Source organism: Inquilinus ginsengisoli, assembly GCF_050434925.1.
In the GTDB taxonomy this organism is placed as follows: Bacteria; Pseudomonadota; Alphaproteobacteria; order DSM-16000; family Inquilinaceae; genus Inquilinus; species Inquilinus ginsengisoli_B.
Map to the genome: position 1 here is coordinate 7539989 of NZ_JBNDJK010000001.1, position 20084 is coordinate 7560072.

Below are 20084 nucleotides of genomic sequence, written 5' to 3' on the forward strand. Positions count from 1 at the left end.
ACCCGCATCGGGCGTTATCGCCTGGCACTGCGGGTGCGCTGCGTCGGCTTGCCCGTCAGGTGGTCGAGGAACAGATGCGCCGCCTGCGACAGCGGATAGTTCTCGTGGTGCAGCGCCGTGATCGGCAGGGTGATCTCCGGCACGATCACGCGGGCGGTGACGTCCGGCACGGCCCAGGCCTGGGCGGTGTGCTCGTCGACGATGGCCGAGCCGGCGCCGTAGCGCACCAGCGGCAGCGCCAGGTAGTAGGTCTGGATCAGGTTGCGCGGGGCATAGCGGATGCCGGCGCGGTTGAAGGCGTCCGACAAGGTGACACCCATCGAGGTGTCGGGGTCGACGCCGATCAAGGTCTCGACGTCGATCCGGTCGAGCGTGATCTCCGCGACCTCGCCGGGCGCGAGCGGCGTGGTCGACAGATGCACCAGCCGCGACGTGCCGATCGAGATCTTGCGCATGCCCGGCGGCAGCACCGGCTCATAGGCGATGGCGAGGTCGAGGCTGTTGGTCGCGATCAGCTCCAGGATCTCGCGGGTGTGGTGGGTGCGCAGGTCGAAGCTGACGCCGGGGTGGCGGCGGTGGAACGACGCCATCTGCTCGGTCATGAAGCCGAAGCCGAGGCTGGGCAGGCAGGCGATGCGGACATGGCCTTCGCGCCCGCGCCGCAGGTTGGCGGCGATGCTGGAGATTCGTTCCAGCCCGGCGAAGGTGCGGTCGATCTCGACCTCGAGCAGCTTGGCCTCGCGGGTCGGGACCAGCTTGCCCTTGACCCGCTCGAACAGGCGCAGGCCGAGCTGGTCCTCGGCATGGCGCAGCAGCTTGCTGACCGCCGGCTGCGAGACGTTCAGCAGCTCGGCCGCGCCGGTGATCGACCCGGCCTTCTGCACCGCCTGCAGCGCCTCGATATGCCTCAGCCTGATGGTCATCGAGTCTCCTCCGCCCGGACCGGGATGGCACAGCGGCGGAGGCATGACAAGCGCGGCCGGCCGTGCGAGGGTCCGGCCATGATCCGGATCACCGCCCGCATCGCGCTGGACGAGCGCGACTTCGAGGAGAGCTTCATCCTCGCTTCCGGCCCGGGCGGGCAGAATGTCAACAAGGTCGCGACCGCGGTGCAGCTGCGTTATCCGATCGACCGCGCCGGGATGCCGGAGGACATGCGGGCGCGGCTGGAGACCCTGGCGGGGCAGCGCCTGACCAAGGACGGCGTGCTGGTGATCACTGCCCGCGAGTATCGCAGCCAGGAGCGCAATCGGGCCGAGGCCGTAGCCCGGCTGGTCGACCTGTTCCAGCGCGCCGCAGTGGCGCCGAAGAAGCGCCGGCCGACGCGGGCGACGCTGGGCAGCAAGATCCGGCGGCTCGACAGCAAGAGCAAGCGGTCGTCGGTGAAGCGGATGCGCGGCAGCCCGGGCGAGGACTGAGCGCCGCCTACTCCACCTTCCAGGCGCCCCACAGCCGCGGCTTGTCGGCGGCCCAGGGCTTGTAGCCCTTCAGCTTCGGCCCGACCGCGTCGACCGCCGGGTCGTAATACAGGCCGATGATCGGCAGTTGCTGCGCCGCCAGCGCGTGCAGCTGCTTCAGCGCGTCCTTGCGCTTGGCGGGATCCTCGGTGCGGATCGACTGGGCCAGCAGCTCCGCCGCCTTCGGGTCGTCCCATTGCCGGCCCGGGTTCTTGGCCTTGCTGCCGATCAGGATGCCGTACAGCAGCGACGGATCGAGCCGGGCCGAGAAGGAGAAGGACTGCAGCTGGAACTTGCCGGCGGTGTAGTTGTCGAGCTGGGTCGCCCAGTCCAGCACCTCCAGCCGCGCATCGATCCCGGCCGCGGCCAGCATCGCCTGGACCAGCACGGCGTTGTCGTACATGCCGTCATAGCGCTTGTTGGTCTGGATCGTGATCGGCTGGCCCTTGTAGCCGGCCTCCTGCAGCAGCGCCTGCGCCTTGGCCGGGTCGTAGGCGGGCCAGTCGAGGAAGCTGTCGTCGAAGAAGGTGCTGCTGCGGGCCACCGCGGAGGGATTGGCCTCGGCCAGGCCGTAGGTCCGCGCCTGGGCGATCTGCTTCAGGTCGAGCGCATGGGCGATGGCCTGGCGGATGCGGATGTCGGACAGCAGCGGATCGGCGGTCTGGACCAGGATCACCGACCAGCCGAGGCCCTGGGCGGTCTCGACCGTCCCGCCATTGGCCTTGGCCTGGTCGATCTGCCCCGGCGCCAGGCTGGGCAGCAGGTCGACCCCGCCGGTGGCCAGCGCCGCCTCCGCCGTCGCCGGGTCGGGCACGATCTGAAAGCGGATGGTGTCGGCATGGGCGATACGCGCGCCGGCATAGCCGCTGCCGGGCTCGGACAGCGGCTTGTAGTCGGCGAAGCGCTGCAGCACCACCGTCTCGCTGCGCTTCCAGGAGGCCAGCTTGTATGGGCCGGTGGCGACCGGCGCGTTCCAGCTGCCGTCCGGGTTGAGGCTGTCGGGGCTGATCGTGCCGGTGGCGAAGCATTGGATATTGGCGAGCTGCGCCAGGAACAGGGCGTTCGGCTCGGCCAGGCGGAAGCGGATGGTCTGCGGGTCCGGCGTCTCCACCGCCGCGACCTTCAGCCCGGCGGTGCCGTCGAAGATCGGTCGGCAGCTCCAGCTGTCGGTCGCCCAGCGCCGGTCCCAACTCCATTTCACCTCGGCCGAGGTGACCGGCTTGCCATTGTGGAACACCGCGCCCTTGCGGATCTTGAAGTCGTAAGTGCGGCCGTCATCCGTGACAGTCCAGGAGTCCGCCAGGGCCGGGCCGACGGTCAGGTCCTCGCGGTAGCCGACCAGGGATTCGACCACATGCTGCATCACCGTGTCGGTGTTGCCGTCGCGGTTGATACCGGGTTCGCTGCTGCGGATATCCGCATTCAGCGCCACGGTGATGGTGCCGCCGTCGCGCGGTGTGTCCTGGGCCGCCGCGCCGGCAGCCAGGATCAGGGCGAGCGCGAGCCCGCCGAACAACGCCTTCATCACTGCCCCCTGTTTGTCGTTGTTGGTTCCGAAGCTCAGACCGCCTGTCGCCGCGCGAGCACCTCCCCGAAGAAGCTCTTCACCGCGCCCAGCAGCTGGCGGTCGTCATGGCCGATGCCGGGGATGGTGTCCTGCTGCACCGCGACGCCCTGCGCCTCCAGGCTGCGGCGCAGCGACCGCATCCGGTCCTGGCGGTTGCGGCCGGCGATGTCGGCGCCCAGCATCCACCAGGCATCGCCCGGCTTGATCGTGATCTCCCAGGTCTCGGTGTCGTCGCCGCCGATCACCATCTGCACCGGCACCCGGCGGATGGCGTCGAGGTCGAGCGGCTTGCCGAACACCGCCTCGAAGTTGCGCACCCCGACCCACCAGTCATGCTCGAAGTCAAGCAGGGTGACCACGCCGGGCGCGCCGATCGAGGCGCCGAGCAGACGTTCCGGATGCAGATAGAGGAAGCGGTGAGTGAAGTGGCCGCCGCCGGAGAAGCCGTACATCAGCACCCGGTCGCCCGCGACCCGGTAGCGGGCCTGGGTCTCGGCGATCATGGCCAGCAGCACGGCGTCGTAATGCAGGTCGCCGGCGCGCAGCAGCTTGTAGCTGGACAGGTCGCCCGGCTCGGTGATGCCGACCGGGAACAGCGGCGCCAGCACGATCACCCCGTGGCGCTCGGCGAAATCGGCGAAGCCGTCGCGGTACCTCTGCATGCCGCGCTCGGTGCCGTGCACGATCACCGCCAGCGGCCAGCGGTCGGTGCCGTCCTCGTCGTAACCCTCCGGCACATAGGCGCAGTAGCTGAAGCGCTGGTCCAGACCGCAGGCATAGACCGTGGTCGCCCCGAAATCGCTGGACGTCAGCACCTTTCCGTGCCCGTGCGGCCGCGCCATGACGCCTCCCCTGCCCCTGCTGTAGGATGAGTGAGGCATATTTTTAGATCAATGAAAAGCAGCTTCTTGGGAAGGCCGACCGGCCCTGATGTCCTTTCATCATCTGGAAACACATCGAACCTGTGGCCCCTCGGACGGGATCGCCTGCCACTTCCGAAGCGAGGCGCCGGACGGATCTTTCGCATGCCGCCACCTTCAATTCTCCCCCTCCCCTTGCGGGAGGGGGCAGGGGGAGGGGTTGGTGCAGCCGGGACCGATGTAAGCGGCCTATGCCTGATCCGACCTCCCGCTAGGCCATTCGCGCGCAGACCCCTCCCCCAACCCCCTCCCGCAGGGGGAGGGGGAGAGTGGAAGGCTGGGTTGGGCTTGGAAATCGGCAGGCGTGACGAGGGACGCAGCGCTCAGCTGCTGTCCGGGTCCGGCGGCTCCGGCACATGCCGGCCGGTGGCGGAGTCGGCCGGCTCGACGGACCAATCGTCCGCAGTCTCGCGGTCGGCCGCTTCGGTCTCCCGCGGCGGGACGGGCGTCATCTCGCAGCCCTCGTCCCAGCTCTGCGGCAGCCGCACCGGCGGGTGGCCGATCTTGCGGCAGACCTCCCGCACGAATTCCTCGGCCGACAGCGTGTCCATCTGCGCGTCCAAGATCTCGTCCTCGACCAGCGACTCCCACGCCATCGACCGCATGCGTTCGGCGTCCACCCCGCGCTCGGGCTGTGCCGTGGCCTCGCCGACCATTCGGGCCGCGCGCTCGTCCCGCCGGGTCATGAAGCCGGTGCGGATCCGGTCGGTCAGGGCGACCGTCAGACGCACCAGCGCGTCAGCCGCGCCTGGATCAGGCCGAAAGCCGGCGGCGGCGCCTTCGGGTCGTGATGGGACCTCTCCTGCTGCCGCTCGGTCAGCCGCTTGCAGCGCATGTCGATCTCGGCCGCCTCGCGCAGCGTGCTCAGCGCCCAGCCTGTCCAATGCATGTCGGGTTCGGTCGGCCGGATCGGTTCGGATTGCGCCTCATCCACAGAACGTATCATGAACAAGAATCACGCGTTAACCCAATACCGCATCGCGTTCACGCGCCGCCGCGCCGCTTTGGCCTGATCTGCGGCTATTCCCCCTCGATGCGAGGGTCGTCCCGTCTCCCAGTCACCTGGTCCACGCACTCACTGGCCTTGAGCACATTCTTGCCGCTCCCGTCGCTTTTCGATTGAAGGCACGCGATCAGTTCCTCGAACGGCGCGGATGAGCACCCGGCATCGAGCGCGGCGCCCATCTGGTGTGTCAGCTCGTCCTGAATCGCTTTGACGCGACTGGCGATCCCGGGATGGCCCGTCTTCTCATCCTCCGCTTCGAGCTGGACTCTGCCGAGAGCGTATGCCGTTGCAGCATCGAGCACCGCCCCGTAGCAGGCGTCGGCCAATGGGGCCTGGTTCGCTCGGGCGCCCTCAGCCGACAGCGCGATAGCTCCTATGAGCACCAGCGCGGTTCCCACCGTTCGCATGCGTCGCTCATCCTCAGCGCTCGTGGGGTTCGATCGCCCTCTCATAGCATTCGCGGCCTGAGCGGGCGCCGCCGGGGGCTTCAGCTCCCGGCGTCTTCCGGCCAGTCAGACCTTGGCCGCCGCGCGTTTGGCAGGCGGGCGCTTGGCCGCAGGACGTTTGGCTGGCGGACCTTTGGCAGGGGCGCTCTTGGCCGGCGGGCTTTTGGCCGCCGGTTCGCGCCACAGGCCGGCGCCGCCCTCGATGCCGGCATCGTTGGAGGCGATGGTGACGCCCTTCGGCAGGGTGAAGTCGATGTGCTTGGCGTTGCCGCCGCTGATGTGAATCCGGTCCGGATGCAGCAGGATCTCCAGCACCTCCAGCATCCGCTTCACCCGCTTGTTCCAGCGCTTCTTGCCGATCTTCTCGTAGGCAGCGTTGCCGAGATATTCGTCATAGGTCTTGCCGCCCTTGGACAGCGGGTGGTGCGCCAGCTCCAGATGCGGCGCCGGCACGCCGTCGCGGAGCAGGGCCGTGCCGACGCCGGTGCCGAGGGTGACCACCAGCTCCAGCCCGCTGCCGTCGACCAGGGCCAGGCCCTGCATCTCGGCGTCGTTGACCATCCGCACCGGGGCGCCCCCCAGCCGCTTCGACAGGGCGGAGGCCAAGACGAAGCCGGCCCAGTCCTCCGTGCCGAGATTGGGGGCCGTGATCACCCGCCCGTCGCGGACCACGCCGGGAAAGCCGACGGCGATGCGGTCGAATTCCCGCAGCGGCTTGACCAGCGCCGCGACGGTGTCGAGGAACAGCTTCGGCGGGCAGGGATGCGGCGTCGGCACACGCTGCCGGTCCGACCGCATCTGGCCGCGATCGTCGATCACGGCGGCCTTCAGCCCCGTGCCCCCCACATCGATCGCCAGGATGCCAGGCTTCACGCGTTCCTCCATGTTGGCTCTCATCAGCATGTCGGCCGGTTTCCGGCAGCGTCAACCTCCACCGACAGCACCGGCCGCCGCGTGGCCAGCCGCGATGCCGGTCTCGCCGTCGACCAGGACCAGGAAATCGGCGCCCTCCCAGCGTTCGGCGTCGCGCCATTGGAAGGTGAAGCGGATGCGCGTGCCGGCCGGCGCGGCCGCGGTCGGCAGGTCGAGGACATGCAGGCCGAAGGGGGTCGCTTCGGTCGGGTCGTCGCGGGTCGTACCCCAGTCGTCCAGGGTCCAGCGCACCGTCGCGGCGGCCGGCAGCTCGAGGCGCAGGATCTTGCCGGCTGGCAGGGCGCGCCGCTTCTGGTTGAAGCGCCAGCACCGGGCCGGCGAGACCACCTTGTCGACCTGATAGCGCTGCACCGGCTGCGGCGGCAGGTCGAACACCCGGCCGTCGCGCAGCGAGCGCAGCAGCTTGATGTGCTCGGAATGCGCCCAGACCAGCGGCATGGCGCTGCCCGAGGGGCGGCCGCGGAACAGCTCGCGCTCCGGCACGTCATCGTCGTCCCACACCTGCTCCGGCAGCAGCCCGCCCTCCCCGGCCGAGCGCTCCAGCGTCGCCAGCAGCGCCGTCGCCTCCTTGATCCGGCCGGCCGCCAGCTCGTAATGCGCCCGCTCGCCGGTCAGCAGCGGCCAGGCGCGGCCGACGCCGGTACCGTCGAAGGGCGCGCCGTCCGCATGCTCGCCATAGCCATCGTCATTGTAGCGGTACCAGACCGGGCCCTGCGGCAGATCCGCCTTCAGCACCGCGTCGATCGCCCGCACCGTGTCGATGATGCGCGGATCGTCCGCGGCGCGCAGGCCGAAGCGCACCAGGGCCAGCGCGTCCGGGCTGATCAGCAGCGCGGCCTTGCGCGCATCGTCGCCCGGCGGCCGGTTCTTCACCGGCACGTAGCCGTCGAGCGGCGAGGCCGCATCCGCCGAGTCGGCCGGGGCGATGCGGACATAATAGCCCTTGAGGCCGAGCTGGCTGCAGATCGCCGTGCCCTCGGCGAAGGTCCAGCGCTCGACCTCGTCGTTCCAGATGTCGGCGGTCTCGCGCAGCCAGCGCGCCTCCTCGGCACTCGAGGGTTCGAGGATGTCGGCCGCGGCCAGCAGCGCCGCGATCTCCACCGCCAGGGTGAAGGGCGAATAGCCGGCATCTTCCTCCCACCGGTCCTGGCCGGTGACCGGGCCGTTGCGCAGGATGAAGCCGGCAGCGCGCCGGACCATCGGCACGAAGCGGGCCAGTTCGTCCCCGGCCAGGGCGCTCTCGCGCCGCAGCATGTCCGCCAGCAGGATCGGGAAGGCGCATTCATCCATCTGCACCCCGTTCCAATAGGGGGTGCCGTCGAGCCAGACATTCTGCGACCAGTGGCCGTCCGCCTCCTGGATCGCCTGCAGGTAGCCGAGGATGGCCTTGGCCTCGGTCACCGCGCCGGCGGCGAGGAAGCCGCCCGCGGTCTCGACCAGGTCACGCGGCCAGACCAGGTGGTAGCCGCCGAGATCCTCGTCGCCCTTGTGGAAGCCCCAGGGGATCGACAGCGAGGCGATGGTGGCGCCGGGGAACTCGATGGTCTGGTGGCTGGCCAGCACCACCGTGCTGGTGCGGTAGGCGGTGGCGCCGGAGCCGGCGGTGCCGTCGAGCGGCAGCAGCCCGGCCTGCCAGCGCCGCCAGCCCTCGAGATAGAGGTCGTGCGCATCGGCGAAGCCGTTCTGGAGGCCGGCCAGGGCGTGGTGCGCCGCCTCCTCCGGCCGCTCGCCGAAGCCGAGCGCCAGCAGGAAGCGGCCACCGGGGGCCTGCGCCAGGTCGATCTCCCCGGCCAGGGCGATGTTGCCGTTCTCGGCTCGGCGCCAGGCCGGGTTCAGCTCGCCCTGCTGGAACAGCTGCTGCCAGCCATCCGAGGCGCCGACATAGCCGACCGAGCAGGTCCGCCACGGCACCGAGGCGGCCAGCGCCAGCGACACGCCGTCGGTGCCGCGGGCGAACAGCATCGGCGTGCCCTTGTAGTCGTCGACCCAGCCGGTGTTGTCGGCGCCGGCATTGATCAGATGCGGCGCCAGCAGGGCGAACAGCCGGTGGTCGGCGGGCTCGCCCTCGTGCAGGGTGAAGGTGATCTCCTGCAGCAGCACCGGGCCGCGCGGATTGGCCAGCACCGACTTCTCGATCCGCCAGCGCCCGTCCAGCGCGGTGTTGACCAGCCGGAAGGCCGGCACCCCGGCCTCGATCATCCGGGTCTCCGACCGCGAATCGCGCTTCTCCTCGGCGAAATAGCCGCCGGGGCCGGTGACGATCAGCCCGAGGTCGCGGACGCAGGCGGTGTCGATCCGCGGGAAATAGATCTCGTTCAGGATGCCGTGGCTGAGGGTGAACCAGACCCGGCTGGTGCCGGACAGCGCGGTGCCGACGCCCGATTTGGCGCTGGAGGTCCACCGCGCCGGCCCGCCGGGCGCGCCCGGTGGCTGCTCGCCTCGATCCGGCCGATCGCCTCGATCCATTGCATCTCCTCCCGCGGCGCCCGATCGCCGCATCCCCGGTCATTCAGACTCGAAACCGGCGCGGTCCGGGCGCACCATCGCGTCATCACGCGCTGGTACGCTACCATCAGCGCACCGGAAGGAAACGAGAGGATCGACGGAATGCAGCTCGGGGTGATCGGACTCGGCCGCATGGGCGGCAACATCGCCCGGCGACTGATGCGCGCCGGCCATGAATGCGTCGTCTATGACCGCAGCGCCGAAGCGATCAAGGCGCTGGTCGAAGACGGCGCCAAGCCGGCGGCGGATCTCGCCGGCTTGGTGGCCGGGCTGACGGCGCCGCGCGCGGTCTGGGTGATGCTGCCGGCCGGGGCGCCGACCGAGGACACGGTGACGGCGCTGGCCGGCCTGCTGAGCCCCGGCGACATCATCATCGACGGCGGCAACAGCTTCTACAAGGACGACATCCGCCGGGCCGCGGCCTTGGAGCCGAAGGATCTGCACTATGTCGATGTCGGCACATCCGGCGGCGTCTGGGGGCTGGAGCGCGGCTACTGCATGATGATCGGCGGCACCAAGGCCGCGGTCGACCACCTGGACCCGATCTTCGAGGTGCTGGCGCCGGGCGTGGGCACGGTCGAGCGCACGCCGGGCCGCGAGGGCCGCGACCAGCGGGCCGAGAAGGGCTACATCCATGCCGGGCCGGCCGGCGCCGGGCACTTCGTCAAGATGGTGCACAACGGCATCGAATACGGGTTGATGCAGGCCTATGCCGAGGGCTTCGACATCCTCAAAAATAAGGATTCGACCGAGCTGCCCGCGGCCGAGCGCTACAGCCTGAACCTGGCCGACATCGCCGAGGTGTGGCGCCGCGGCAGCGTCGTCTCGTCCTGGCTGCTCGACCTCAGCGCCATCGCCCTGGCCGAGAACGAGTCGCTGTCGAACTACACCGGGTCGGTCGCCGATTCCGGCGAAGGCCGCTGGACCATCATGGCGGCGCTGGAGGAGGCGGTGCCGGCCGACGTGCTGTCGACCGCGCTCTATGTCCGCTTCCGCTCGCGCCAGGAGCATACCTTCGGCGAGAAGCTGCTGTCGGCGATGCGCAACAAGTTCGGCGGCCATGTCGAACGGGCGGCGGGCGGCTGACCATGGCCGCGATGATCTCGCCCTCCCCCGCCAAGCCGGCCGGCACCCCGGCGGCGCCGCCCTGCACCTTCGTCATCTTCGGCGCCTCGGGGGATCTCACCGGGCGCCTGCTGACCCCCGCCTTGTACCATCTGGAACGCGAGGGGCTGCTGGATTCGGGCTTCGAGATCCTCGGCGTCGACCGAGTCGAGAACACCGACGAGGGCTTCCGCAAGACCTTGGGCGAGGCCCTGCACACGATCGGCATCGAAGGAGCCATCGACGAGGCTGCCTGGGGCCGGCTGGCCGCGGGCGTCCACTATCTGACCGGCGACTTCGCCGATCCCGGCACCTTCCAGAAGCTGGCGGAGCATCTGGCCCAACGAGAGAAAGCCACCGGCAAATCCAACGCCGTGTTCTACCTGGCGGTGGCGCCGCGCTTCTTCGCCCCGATCGCCACTGCCCTGTCCACCGCCGGCCTGCTGGACGAGAGCGACACCGGCTTCCGCCGGGTGGTGGTGGAGAAGCCGTTCGGCACCGACCTAGCCTCGGCGAAGGACCTGAACGCCAAGCTGCTGGCCGTCGCCACCGAGAGGCAGATCTACCGGATCGATCACTATCTCGGGAAGGAGACGGTCCAGAACATCATGGCCTTCCGGTTCGGCAACGGCATCTTCGAGCCGATCTGGAACCGCGACCATATCGAGTGCGTGCAGATCACCGCGGCCGAGACGGTGGGGGTGGAGCGGCGCGGCCGCTTCTACGACGGCACCGGGGCGCTGCGCGACATGGTGCCGAACCACCTGTTCCAGCTGCTGTCCATGGTGGCGATGGAAGCACCGAACTCCTTCGACGCCGACGCGGTGCGCACCGAGAAGGCCAAGGTGGTCGAGGCGCTGCGCGACCTGTCGCCCGAGGACGCTGCCAAGGTGGTGGTGCGCGGCCAGTACGATGCCGGCACGGTGCTGGGCAAGCCGCGCGCGGCCTACCGGCAGGAGCCGGATGTGGCGCCGGACAGCCGCACCGAGACCTTCGTCGCGATGAAGCTGGCGATCGACAACTGGCGTTGGTCCGGCGTGCCGTTTTACCTGCGCACCGGCAAGTCGCTGGCGGTGCGGCGGACCGAGATCGCGATCCAGTTCAAGAAGGCGCCGGCGGTGCTGTTCCGCGACGCGGTCAACGCCCCGACCCCGAATCTGCTGGTGATCAGCATCCAGCCGGACGAGGGCATCTCGCTGCGCTTCGCCGCCAAGGTGCCGGGGCGCGAGATGCGGCTGGGCCAGGTCGAGATGGATTTCCGCTATGCCGAACACTTCAAGGCGGAGCCGCAGACCGGGTACGAGACGCTGATCTATGACTGCCTGACCGGCGACCCGACCCTGTTCCAGCGCGCCGACAACATCGAGGCCGGCTGGTTCGAGGTGCAGGCGATCCAGAAGCTCTGGGCCGGGCTGACCGGGCCGCCGGACCTGTACCCGGCCGGCAGCGACGGTCCGGCCTGTGCCGACGAACTGCTGGCGCGCGACGGGTTCCAATGGCTACCGCTCAGGTGACCACTCCCGCCCGGCGCATCGCCCTGCTGATCTCCGATGTCGACGGCACGCTGGCCGACCCGGACAAGGTGGTGACCCCGGCGTCGGTGGCGGCGGTGCGGCGGCTGGGCGAGGCCGGCATCGGCTTCTCGATTGTCTCCAGCCGGCCGCCGCGCGGCCTGGCGGGGCTGATCCGGCAGCTGGGCCTGGCCCTGCCGCTGGGCGGCTTCAACGGCGGCACCATCTTCCGGCCGGACATGAGCGTGGTGTCGGAGTTGACGGTGCCGGAGCCGGCGGCGCGGACCGCGCTGGCGACGCTGCGCCGCTTCGGCGCCGATCCCTGGGTGTTCGCCGACGGCCAGTGGATCGCAACCGATCCGGACGGGGAGTATGTGCCGCTGGAGCGGCGCACGGTGGGGTTCGAGCCGACCATCGTCGCCGATCTCGACCCCTATCTGGCGCGCGCCGGCAAGATCGTCGGCGCCTCCGCCGACTTCGAGGGGCTGGCGCGCTGCGAGGCGGAGCTGCGCGGCCTGCTCGCCGGCAGCGCCATCGCCGCCCGGTCGCAGCGCTACTACCTCGACATCAACCACCCCGAGGCCGACAAGGGCCACGCGGTCGGCCGCATCGCCGCAGCGGCGGGGGTGGATCCGGCGGAGGTGGCGGTGATCGGCGACGCCGCCAACGACGTGCCGATGTTCAGGGCTGCGGGGCTGTCGATCGCCATGGGCAACGCCATCGACGAGGTCAAGGCGCTGGCGCATTTCACCACTGCCGGCAACGACGCCGAGGGCTTCGCGCAGGCGGTGAACCGGTTCCTGCTGCCTCGGGGGCCGCGGAGGGGCTGACGTTGGTAAACCTCGGGAGGCGGACGTGTTGCGGGTCTATTGTGACTTCAACGACGGCACAGAGGATGGTCGTTACTGGATCCTTTGGTATGATGGCAAACGGCTTGAGGAACAAGCCGCCCAGCTCGGCTTAAAGGAAGGCGAACGCGTTCTTCTTTACCAAGACGAAGGCGATTTTGAGGTCGAGGCCACTTTACTGTTCAAGCAAACACATGAGTATTTTCTTGGTAAGAAGCTGTGCGCCCTTGTCGATGACAGCACTTTTCGCAGGCTTTGATATCTGCAACCCGAAACAGTGACCGTCATGGCGAGCCCCAAAGGGGCGTGGCCATCCCAGCGGCTCGATCTCTGGATGGCCACGGCGCTGCGCGCCTCGCCATGACGATGAAGAGGCGTCAGAACTTCGGCCTGCCGGCCTCGCCCAGGTCCCAGAACAACCCCGTCATCATCTGCAGCCCTTCGCGGGCGAGCGGGGCCAGCAGGTGCTCGTCCGGGCCGTGCTGGCGGCAGCCGCCATAGGAGTGCGGCACCCAGACCGTGGCCAGGCCGAGCGTGCCGGCGAAGACCTCGTTCGGCAGCGACCCGCCGACGTTGGGCAGCACCATCGGCACAGCGCCGGTGGTGGCGGCGATCGACGCGGCGGCCCAGCGCGCCCAGGGGTCGTCGGGGTCGAGCCGCGTCGCCAGCATCGGCGTGCCGGATTCGCTGACCTCGATGCCGTGGAAGCCCTGCGCCTCAAGGTGGGCGCTGACCGTGCCGGGCAGGTCCGAGACGTCGGTGCCGACGACGAAGCGCAGCTGGCAATGCACCCGGGCCGAGGGCGGAATCGCGTTCTGCGGCGCGTCCGGCGTGCCGGCGGTGAAGGCCAGCACCTCCAGCGCGTTCCAGCCGAACACCCGCTCGGCCGGGCTCAGTCCCGGCTCGCCCCAGCTCTCGGCCAAAGGTGAGCCCTCGGGGTCGCGGGCGATGGCGACATCGGCCAAAGCGCGGCGCACCGACTCCGGCGCCGGCGGCGGCCGCAGCCCGGGCACGCGAATGGCGCCACGGGCATCGACCAGCGCGGCGACGACATTGGCCAGGATGGTGGCCGGGTTGGGCAGCAGCCCGCCCCAGTTGCCGGAATGGTGACTGCCCTCGCGCAGGGTCAGGCGCAGGTCGAAATTGATCACGCCGCGGGTGCCGAGCGCGATCATCGGCCGGCCGACATCCAGCCGCGGCCCGTCCGAGGCGATCAGCACGTCGGCGGTCAGCAGGTCACGGTTGGCGGCGCAGATCTCGTCCAGGCCGGGCGAGCCGATCTCCTCGCTGGTCTCGACCAGGACGGCCATGTTGAAGCCGAGCCGGCCGCCGCGGGCCTGCAGCACCTGCTCGATCGCGGCGATGTTGATCGAATGCTGGCCCTTGTTGTCGGCGGTGCCGCGGCCGTACCAGCGGTCGCCCTCGACCGTGATCCGCCAGGGATCGAGCCCGGCCCGCCAGCGCTCCGGCGCGCCCAGCACCACGTCGCCATGGCCGTAGCACAGCACGCCGGGCAGGCCGTCGCCCTCCTGCCGCCGGGCGATCAGCGCCGGGGCGTCGGGCGCGGCCGGGTTGGGCACCAGATGCAGGTCGAAGCCGAGCCGGGCCAGGCTGGGCCCGATCTCGCGCTGGAGGTAATCGAGCAACGGCGCGCGATCCGCCGCCTGGCTTTCGGTGCGGATGCCGATGCGGCGGTCGAGATCGGCCCTGAAGCCGCCCTCGTCAAAATAGCGCACCGCCCCGGCAATCGCCGCGTCCCGTGTCATGCCTGCCTCCGCAAATGCATAGGCTATTGACTAAACTGTCATGCCCGGGCTTGACCCGGGCATCCAGAAGGTCTCGACATCCTCTGGATTGCCGGGTCAAGCCCGGCAATGACAAAGAAGGAGGCGGGCCTTCGAGCCCGCTACTCCGCCGCCTCGGCCCTCGGGTCGAGGATCACCGGCGGGTCGAAGGCTGTGACGCGGGGGGCCGGACCTTCGAGCCTGGCGATCTCGACCAGGCAGGTGTGGGCGCTGGGGCCCTGCCCCAGCCGCGAGGTGCCGTGGTCGCGGGTCAGGACGTTCGGGTTGCCGTGCTTGCACAGCGCCCCAACCTCGCCCGGCACCTCCGGGTCGTACCAGGCGCCGGTGGCGAGCTGGATCACGCCCGGCATCACCCGGTCGGTGACCAGCGCCCCGGCCAGGCAGGCGCCGCGGTCGTTGAACAGCCGCACCACGTCGCCGTCCTGGATGCCGCGGGCGGCGGCGTCGGCCGGGTGGATCCACACCGGCTCGCGGTCGGCCACCTTCTCGCTGCGGCTGGTGACGCCGGCGTCGAGCTGGCTGTGCAGCCGGGTCTTCGGCTGGTTCGAGATCAGGTGCAGCGGGAAGCGCTCGGTCTCCGGCGCGCCGAGCCATTCCGCCGGCTCGAACCAGGTCGGGTGGCCCGGGCAATCGTCATAGCCGAAGCCGGCGATGCGGTCGGAGAAGACCTCGATCCGGCCGCTCGGCGTCGGCAGCTTGTTGGCCACCGGGTCGGCGCGGAAGGCCTCGAGCAGGATCTTCGGCTTGGCCGACAGCGGCAGCTCGACATGGCCGATCTCCCAGAACTCCTGGAAGCCCGGCAGCTCGATCCCCGCCTCGGCGGCGGTGCGGCGGTCGCCCTCGTAGAAGGACTGGACCCAGCCCATCTCGTCGCGGCCTTCGGTGAAGGCCTCGCGGGCGCCGGCCCGGTCCGACAGCTCGGTCAGGATGTCGAAATCGCTGCGCGACTGGCCGACCGGCGGGATCGCCTGCGGCATCGCCAGGATGTAGGGGTCGCGCGCGGCGCCGCCGATGTCGTTGCGCTCGAAGCTGGTGGTGGCCGGCAGCACGATGTCGGCGCGGCGGGCGACCGGGGTCCACCACGGCTCCTGCACGATCACCGTCTCCGGCTTGGCCCAGGCTCGCAGCAGGCGGTTGAGGTCCTGGTGGTGGTGGAACGGGTTGCCGCCGGCCCAGTAGACCAGCCGGGTGTCCGGATAGGTGATCTTGTGGCCGTTGTAGTCGTCGGTCTCCCCCGGCCGCAGCAGCAGGTCGGAGATGCGGGCGACCGGGATGTAGCGGCCGGTCGGGTTCGGGCCCGGGATGATGCGGGCGCGGCTGCGGCCGTCGCTGGCCGAGCCGACATTGGCCTCGGCGCCGTAGCCGTAGCCGATGCCGCCGCCGGGCAGGCCGATCTGGCCCAGCATCGCCGCCAGCACCGTGCCCATCCAGTAGGGCTGCTCGCCATGGTCGCCGCGCTGCAGCGACCAGCTGAGGCTGATCATGGTGCGCTGCGACGCCATGCGCCGCGCCAGGCCGCGGATGGTGTCGGCGGACAGGCCGGAGATCGCGGCCGCCCAGTCGGCGTCCTTCGGGGTGCCGTCGGACTGGCCCATGAGATAGGGCAGGAAGCGGTCGAAGCCGGTGGTGCAGCGGTCGACGAAACCGCGGTCGTACAGCCCTTCGGCCACCAGCGTGTGGGCCAGGCCGAGCATGATCGCGGTGTCGGTGTTCGGCCGCGGCGCCAGCCATTCGGCTCCGGCCTCTTCCGCCATGTCGTCGCGCACCGGGCCGATATAGACGAACTGCACCCCGGCCTCGCGGCTGCGGCGGTTCCAGTCGCGCTGCTGGTGCTTGCCGGTGCCGCCCGAGGCGATCTGGCTGTTGCGCGGCGGCATGCCGCCGAAGGCCACGACCAGGCGGCCGTCGCCGGCGATGCTGCGCCAGTCGGTGGTCTCGACCAGCACCCGGTTGAAGTCGCCGATGATGTGCGGCATCAGCGGCAGGGCGGCGCCGAAGCTGTAGTTGTTGACCGAGGCGGTGTAGCCGCCGGTGAAGCCCAGCATGCGGCGCAGCAGGGTCGGGGCGTTGTGCAGCCGGCCGGCGCTGCCCCAGCCGTAGCTGCCGCCATAGATGGATTCGGCGCCATGCTCGGTCCGCACCCGCTCCAGCTCGCCCGCCACCAGGGCCAGCGCCGTCTCCCACGACACCGGCACGAAGGCGTCGGCGCCGCGGCGGCTGCCGTCGCTGCGGTGCCGGTCGGCCAGCCAGCCGGCCCGGACCATCGGCTGCGGGATGCGGAGGTTGCTGTGCACCATGCCGGGCAGCGAATTGATGATCGGCGACGGGTCGATGTCGCTGGCATAGGGTTGAATGCCGACCATCTTGTCGCCTTCGACGACGGCCATGACGGCGCCGTAGTGGCTGGAGGACGGGCTCAGACGGGGCACGGCACTTCTCCCGGATCGGTCGCGGCAAGCAGCCCAGATGGTCGCAGGCGAAATTGCGGCGTCAACCGGATTTCCGTCATGGCCGCCAACACCTATGGTCTGCGAGGGTGGAAGGGAGCGCCGAATCGCCATGACGGCGGAGACCAGGACGACGGAGCGGCGGTGGAAGCGCAGGGCGCGCCGCACGGGCATCGTGCTGTGGCGGGTCTGGGGCGAGATCGGCGAGGACCGGGTGTTCGCGCTGGCCGCCGGCGTCGCCTACTACACCCTGCTGGCGCTGTTCCCGGCGATCGGCGTGTTCGTCTCGCTGTACGGGCTGGTCGCCGACGTCTCGACGGTGCAGCGGAACATCGAGGACCTGGCCCTGATCCTGCCGGCCGGCAGCCTGGAGCTGATCGGCGGGCAGATGCAGCGCATCGCCAGCCAGCCGCCGAAGAGCCTGGGCCTGGCCTTCTTCGCCGGCCTCGCGATTTCCGTATGGAGCGCCAATGCCGGGGTCAAGGCGATGTTCGATGCGCTGAACGTGGCCTATGACGAGGAGGAGCGGCGCGGCTTCGTGCGGCTCAACATGGTGTCGCTGCTGTTCACGGTCTGCGCCATCGTCTTCGCCGCGCTGGCCCTGACGGTGGTGGTGGCGGTGCCGATCGTGCTGAACCTCGTCGGCCTCGGCTCGGTCGCCGGCACGCTGATCTGGCTGCTGCGCTGGCCGGCGCTGTACCTGGCGACGATCGCCGCCCTGACCCTGGTGTATCGCTACGGCCCCGGCGGCCGGCGCGAGCACTGGCTGAACTGGGGCGGCATCATCGCCGCCACCATCTGGCTCGGCGGGTCGATGCTGTTCTCCTGGTACGTCGCCCGCTTCGCCAATTACGGCGCGACCTATGGCTCGCTCGGCGCCGTGATCGGCTTCCTGACCTGGATCTGGCTGTCGACGGTGATCTTCCTGATCGGTGCCGAGCTGAATTCCGAGATCGAGCGCGAGCGGGATCGCAGAATCCGGCGCGACTCCTGAGGGGCGCGTGTCAACCCAAGGAATGACTCGCCATCAGCGACACGCTGTGACTTGATTCTGGTGGGCGAAGCCCATTTGATTAAAACACCGAAGGTCGTGGCGTCCCGGAACCATGGGAGCAATGCGGCGGGGCGTGCAGAGAGGGAGAGCGAGGAGAGATGGCGATGAAGCAGCGGGCCCCCCAGCGGCTGAAGCAGATGCTGAAGAGTTGCGGCGCACGCGTGGATGCCAGGGTCAGGGAACAGCTGGCGGCGCTGCCGGCAGGCTGGACCCGGCCGGTGACCGGCATGTTCGCGCGGGTCGAACGCATCCTGACCGACGAGGAACGCCAGACCTTCCGCTGGACCGAGGTGCGCGACCGTGACGGGCGCCTTGCCGCCTCCTGGTCCGGGGCGCGCGATTCGGGTGTGCTGATCGACCAGATCGTCGAGGAGGCCGCAACCGACCTGTCCGACACCGGCCCGGCCGGCTGGAAGAATTCGGCCGCCGAGCTGGCCACCAGCATCCGCGGCATGGCGGCGAAGGCCTCGTCGCCGGCCGCCGCCGCCAAGGCCGCTGCCGCCGCGCTGCCGATCATGATCGCCGAGGCGCAGGCCTATTTCCGCAATCCCGATGCCGAGGCCGGCGCCATCACCCAGCAGATCCGCGAGGCGCTGCAGCGCCTGGACCACGAGGCGCGTCGGTCGCTGCGCGCCAAGCTGATCCCGGACGCGTCGTAGGATCTATCCGGTTCAACTCTGATTGCGTTGCCTCTCCCGCTGGCGGGAGAGGTCGGAGACGCGAAGCGGCTCCGGGTGAGGGTTCTTTGTCGAGGCCGGTGCCAGCCCTCACCCGGTCGTCCTGCGGACGCCCGACCTCTCCCGCCAGGCGGGAGAGGCAACGCAGAATGTTAGCTGGCTATTGGACTTCGCAGACCTCGGTTCTCTGCGACACCGCCTCCCGCCGCCGCAGCAGCATGTAGGCGACCAGCGCCGCCGCCAGGGTGGCGGCAACCAGCGCGGCCAGCATAGCCTGGAAGGCGGCGCCATAGGCCTGGGCCAGCACGGCACGGCCGAGGCCGGGCAGCAGCGCCTCGGCCCGGGCCATGTCGCCGCCGGCCAGGGCGTTGACCGCGTCGGCCACCCCGGCCTCGCCGCCGGCGGCACGGTCCAGCCCGGACTGGCCGAGCGCCACCACCAACGCGCCGGCCGCGGCGATCGCCAGCGCCTCGCCCGCCACCCGCATGGTCGAGAAGATGCCGGTGGCCATGCCGGCGCGCTCGCGCGGCACGACGCTGACCGACAGGTCGTCCATCAGCCCCCAGGGCAGGCCGGTGCCGATGCCGACCACCAGCATCGGCAGGGCCAGGGTCGCGACCCCGGCACCGACCGGGACGGCGGCGAGCCAGGCAAGGCCGAGCGCGGCGATCAGCAGGCCGACCGCCGACAGCACCGCCGCCGGGATCCGGCGGGCCAGCATCCCGGCCAGGAACGGCACCACCGCCATCGGCGCCGACAGCGCGATCATCAGCCCGCCGGCCTCGATCTCGCTCATCCCCTCGGCGCCGATGAAGCGCACCGGCAGCAGCACCAGCGGCACCACGAAACAGACCGCCGTCGCGATCGGCAGGAACTGCGCCCCGACGAAGCGCGGGTAGCGGAACAGCGACAGGTCCAGCATCGGCCGCCGCACCCGGGTCTCGACCGCGACGAACGCCGCCAGCATCGCCGCGGCGCCGAGCAGCAGGGCCAGCACCACCGGGCTGCCCCAGCCATCCTGCGGCCCCTGCATGATGCCGAAGGTCAGGAGGCCGAGGGCCGCGGTGAAGCTGAACAGGCCCAGCCAGTCGACGCCGGTGGCGCCGGGGTCGCGCGATTCCCGCATCCGCGGCAGGCCGAACACCAGGACCATGAGTCCGATCGCGGTGCCGGTCAGGAAGATGGCGCGCCAGCCCAGCGTCTCGACCAGCACGCCGGCCAGAATCGGGCCGAAGGCCAGGCCGATGCCGAAGCTGGTGCCGAGCAGGCTGAAGGCCCGCGTGCGGGCCGGACCTTCGAACTCCTGCGCCAGCGAGGCGGCGCCGCCGGCCATGGCGATCGAAGCGGCGATGCCCTGGGCGCCGCGCAGCAGGTCGAGCGCCACCACCGAGGGGGCAAAGCCCAGCACCAGCGACAGCAGGGCGAAGCCGGCGACGCCGATGCCGAACATGCGCTTGCGGCCGAGCTGATCGGCCAGCGCCCCGGCCGCCATGACGAAGCTGCCGAAGCTGAGCACGAAGGCGTTCACCACCCAGGCCAGGGCCACCGGGCTGCCGCCGAGCTCGCGCCCGATCGCCGGCAGCGCCACCGCCGGGCCGGTGAAGCTGAGCGGCATCATCAGCCCGGCCAGACAGACGGCGCCCAGCACCCAGGCGCCGTTGTCGGTGTCATCGGGGATGGCGCGTGCGGTCATCTCGTCGCTCCTGTGATGCGAGGACTAAGGTCCGTTGAGAAACTCGCTCTGGTGAGTCGGCTGGCGTGGTTTTCGAGAACCGGCGCGCAGCGGACTTTTGGGTCCATGAGC

Annotated in this window: 18 protein-coding genes; 7 read left to right on the plus strand and 11 right to left on the minus strand. The window is 70.3% G+C overall.

All coding sequences use genetic code 11. From position 1 onward, the window contains the following. Window positions 1-14: 14 nt before the first annotated feature. Window positions 15-923, minus strand: coding sequence for a LysR family transcriptional regulator (locus QFZ27_RS35290; protein ID WP_429231325.1), 909 nt, complete (start codon window positions 921-923; stop codon window positions 15-17). A gap of 78 nt (window positions 924-1001) precedes the next feature. On the opposite strand from QFZ27_RS35290, the gene arfB reads away from it, so the two are divergent. After that, window positions 1002-1418, plus strand: coding sequence for an alternative ribosome rescue aminoacyl-tRNA hydrolase ArfB (gene arfB, locus QFZ27_RS35295; protein WP_429231327.1), 417 nt, complete (start codon window positions 1002-1004; stop codon window positions 1416-1418). Between the two features lie 7 nt (window positions 1419-1425). On the opposite strand, the gene QFZ27_RS35300 is transcribed toward arfB, so the two are convergent. The 7 genes from QFZ27_RS35300 to QFZ27_RS35330 form a co-directional block, all read right to left on the minus strand. Beyond that, window positions 1426-2982, minus strand: coding sequence for an ABC transporter substrate-binding protein (locus QFZ27_RS35300; protein WP_429231329.1), 1557 nt, complete (start codon window positions 2980-2982; stop codon window positions 1426-1428). 35 nt (window positions 2983-3017) lie between these two features. After that, window positions 3018-3866, minus strand: coding sequence for a hypothetical protein (locus tag QFZ27_RS35305; RefSeq protein WP_429231330.1), 849 nt, complete (start codon window positions 3864-3866; stop codon window positions 3018-3020). Window positions 3867-4267: 401 nt separating this feature from the next. Next, entirely contained in the window at window positions 4268-4675 is a 408-nt protein-coding gene (locus QFZ27_RS35310; protein WP_429231331.1) for a hypothetical protein, read from the minus strand. Beyond that, window positions 4666-4890, minus strand: a complete 225-nt coding sequence (locus tag QFZ27_RS35315; RefSeq protein WP_429231332.1) for a hypothetical protein — start codon at window positions 4888-4890, stop codon at window positions 4666-4668. Before QFZ27_RS35315 ends, QFZ27_RS35310 begins: the two co-directional genes overlap by 10 nt. Before the next feature lie 74 nt (window positions 4891-4964). Further along, window positions 4965-5357, minus strand: a complete 393-nt coding sequence (locus QFZ27_RS35320; protein ID WP_429231333.1) for a hypothetical protein — start codon at window positions 5355-5357, stop codon at window positions 4965-4967. 105 nt (window positions 5358-5462) lie between these two features. Next, window positions 5463-6281, minus strand: a complete 819-nt coding sequence (locus tag QFZ27_RS35325; protein WP_429231334.1) for an ROK family protein — start codon at window positions 6279-6281, stop codon at window positions 5463-5465. A 39-nt stretch (window positions 6282-6320) separates the two neighbouring features. Next, complete coding sequence (locus QFZ27_RS35330; protein ID WP_429231336.1) at window positions 6321-8795, minus strand: glucan 1,4-alpha-glucosidase; 2475 nt, start codon at window positions 8793-8795, stop codon at window positions 6321-6323. A gap of 141 nt (window positions 8796-8936) precedes the next feature. On the opposite strand from QFZ27_RS35330, the gene gnd reads away from it, so the two are divergent. Genes gnd through QFZ27_RS35350 form a run of 4 tightly spaced genes read left to right on the plus strand, consistent with a single transcriptional unit; the run spans window position 8937 to window position 12556 of the window. Next, window positions 8937-9920 (plus strand): phosphogluconate dehydrogenase (NAD(+)-dependent, decarboxylating), encoded by a 984-nt coding sequence (gene gnd / locus QFZ27_RS35335; RefSeq protein WP_429231337.1) that lies wholly within the window; start codon window positions 8937-8939, stop codon window positions 9918-9920. Between the two features lie 2 nt (window positions 9921-9922). After that, entirely contained in the window at window positions 9923-11452 is a 1530-nt protein-coding gene (zwf, locus tag QFZ27_RS35340; protein ID WP_429231338.1) for a glucose-6-phosphate dehydrogenase, read from the plus strand. After that, complete coding sequence (locus tag QFZ27_RS35345) at window positions 11449-12279, plus strand: HAD family hydrolase (protein ID WP_429231339.1); 831 nt, start codon at window positions 11449-11451, stop codon at window positions 12277-12279. The genes zwf and QFZ27_RS35345 overlap by 4 nt, the downstream gene beginning before the upstream one ends. Window positions 12280-12304: 25 nt before the next feature. Beyond that, window positions 12305-12556 (plus strand): hypothetical protein, encoded by a 252-nt coding sequence (locus QFZ27_RS35350; RefSeq protein ID WP_429231340.1) that lies wholly within the window; start codon window positions 12305-12307, stop codon window positions 12554-12556. A 118-nt stretch (window positions 12557-12674) separates the two neighbouring features. Here QFZ27_RS35350 and QFZ27_RS35355 read toward each other — a convergent pair whose 3' ends face one another. After that, window positions 12675-14063, minus strand: a complete 1389-nt coding sequence (locus QFZ27_RS35355; RefSeq protein WP_429231341.1) for a M20 family metallopeptidase — start codon at window positions 14061-14063, stop codon at window positions 12675-12677. A gap of 140 nt (window positions 14064-14203) precedes the next feature. Continuing rightward, a complete protein-coding gene (locus QFZ27_RS35360) occupies window positions 14204-16531 on the minus strand; it encodes a molybdopterin guanine dinucleotide-containing S/N-oxide reductase (protein WP_429231342.1) in 2328 nt (775 codons plus the stop codon). A 130-nt stretch (window positions 16532-16661) separates the two neighbouring features. On the opposite strand from QFZ27_RS35360, the gene QFZ27_RS35365 reads away from it, so the two are divergent. Then, a complete protein-coding gene (locus QFZ27_RS35365) occupies window positions 16662-17543 on the plus strand; it encodes a YihY/virulence factor BrkB family protein (RefSeq protein WP_429231343.1) in 882 nt (293 codons plus the stop codon). A gap of 164 nt (window positions 17544-17707) precedes the next feature. After that, on the plus strand, window positions 17708-18262 hold the full coding sequence (locus QFZ27_RS35370; protein WP_429231344.1) for a hypothetical protein: 555 nt from the start codon (window positions 17708-17710) through the stop codon (window positions 18260-18262). A gap of 178 nt (window positions 18263-18440) precedes the next feature. On the opposite strand, the gene QFZ27_RS35375 is transcribed toward QFZ27_RS35370, so the two are convergent. Then, window positions 18441-19973, minus strand: a complete 1533-nt coding sequence (locus tag QFZ27_RS35375; RefSeq protein ID WP_429231345.1) for an MFS transporter — start codon at window positions 19971-19973, stop codon at window positions 18441-18443. Between the last annotated feature and the right edge of the window lie 111 nt (window positions 19974-20084).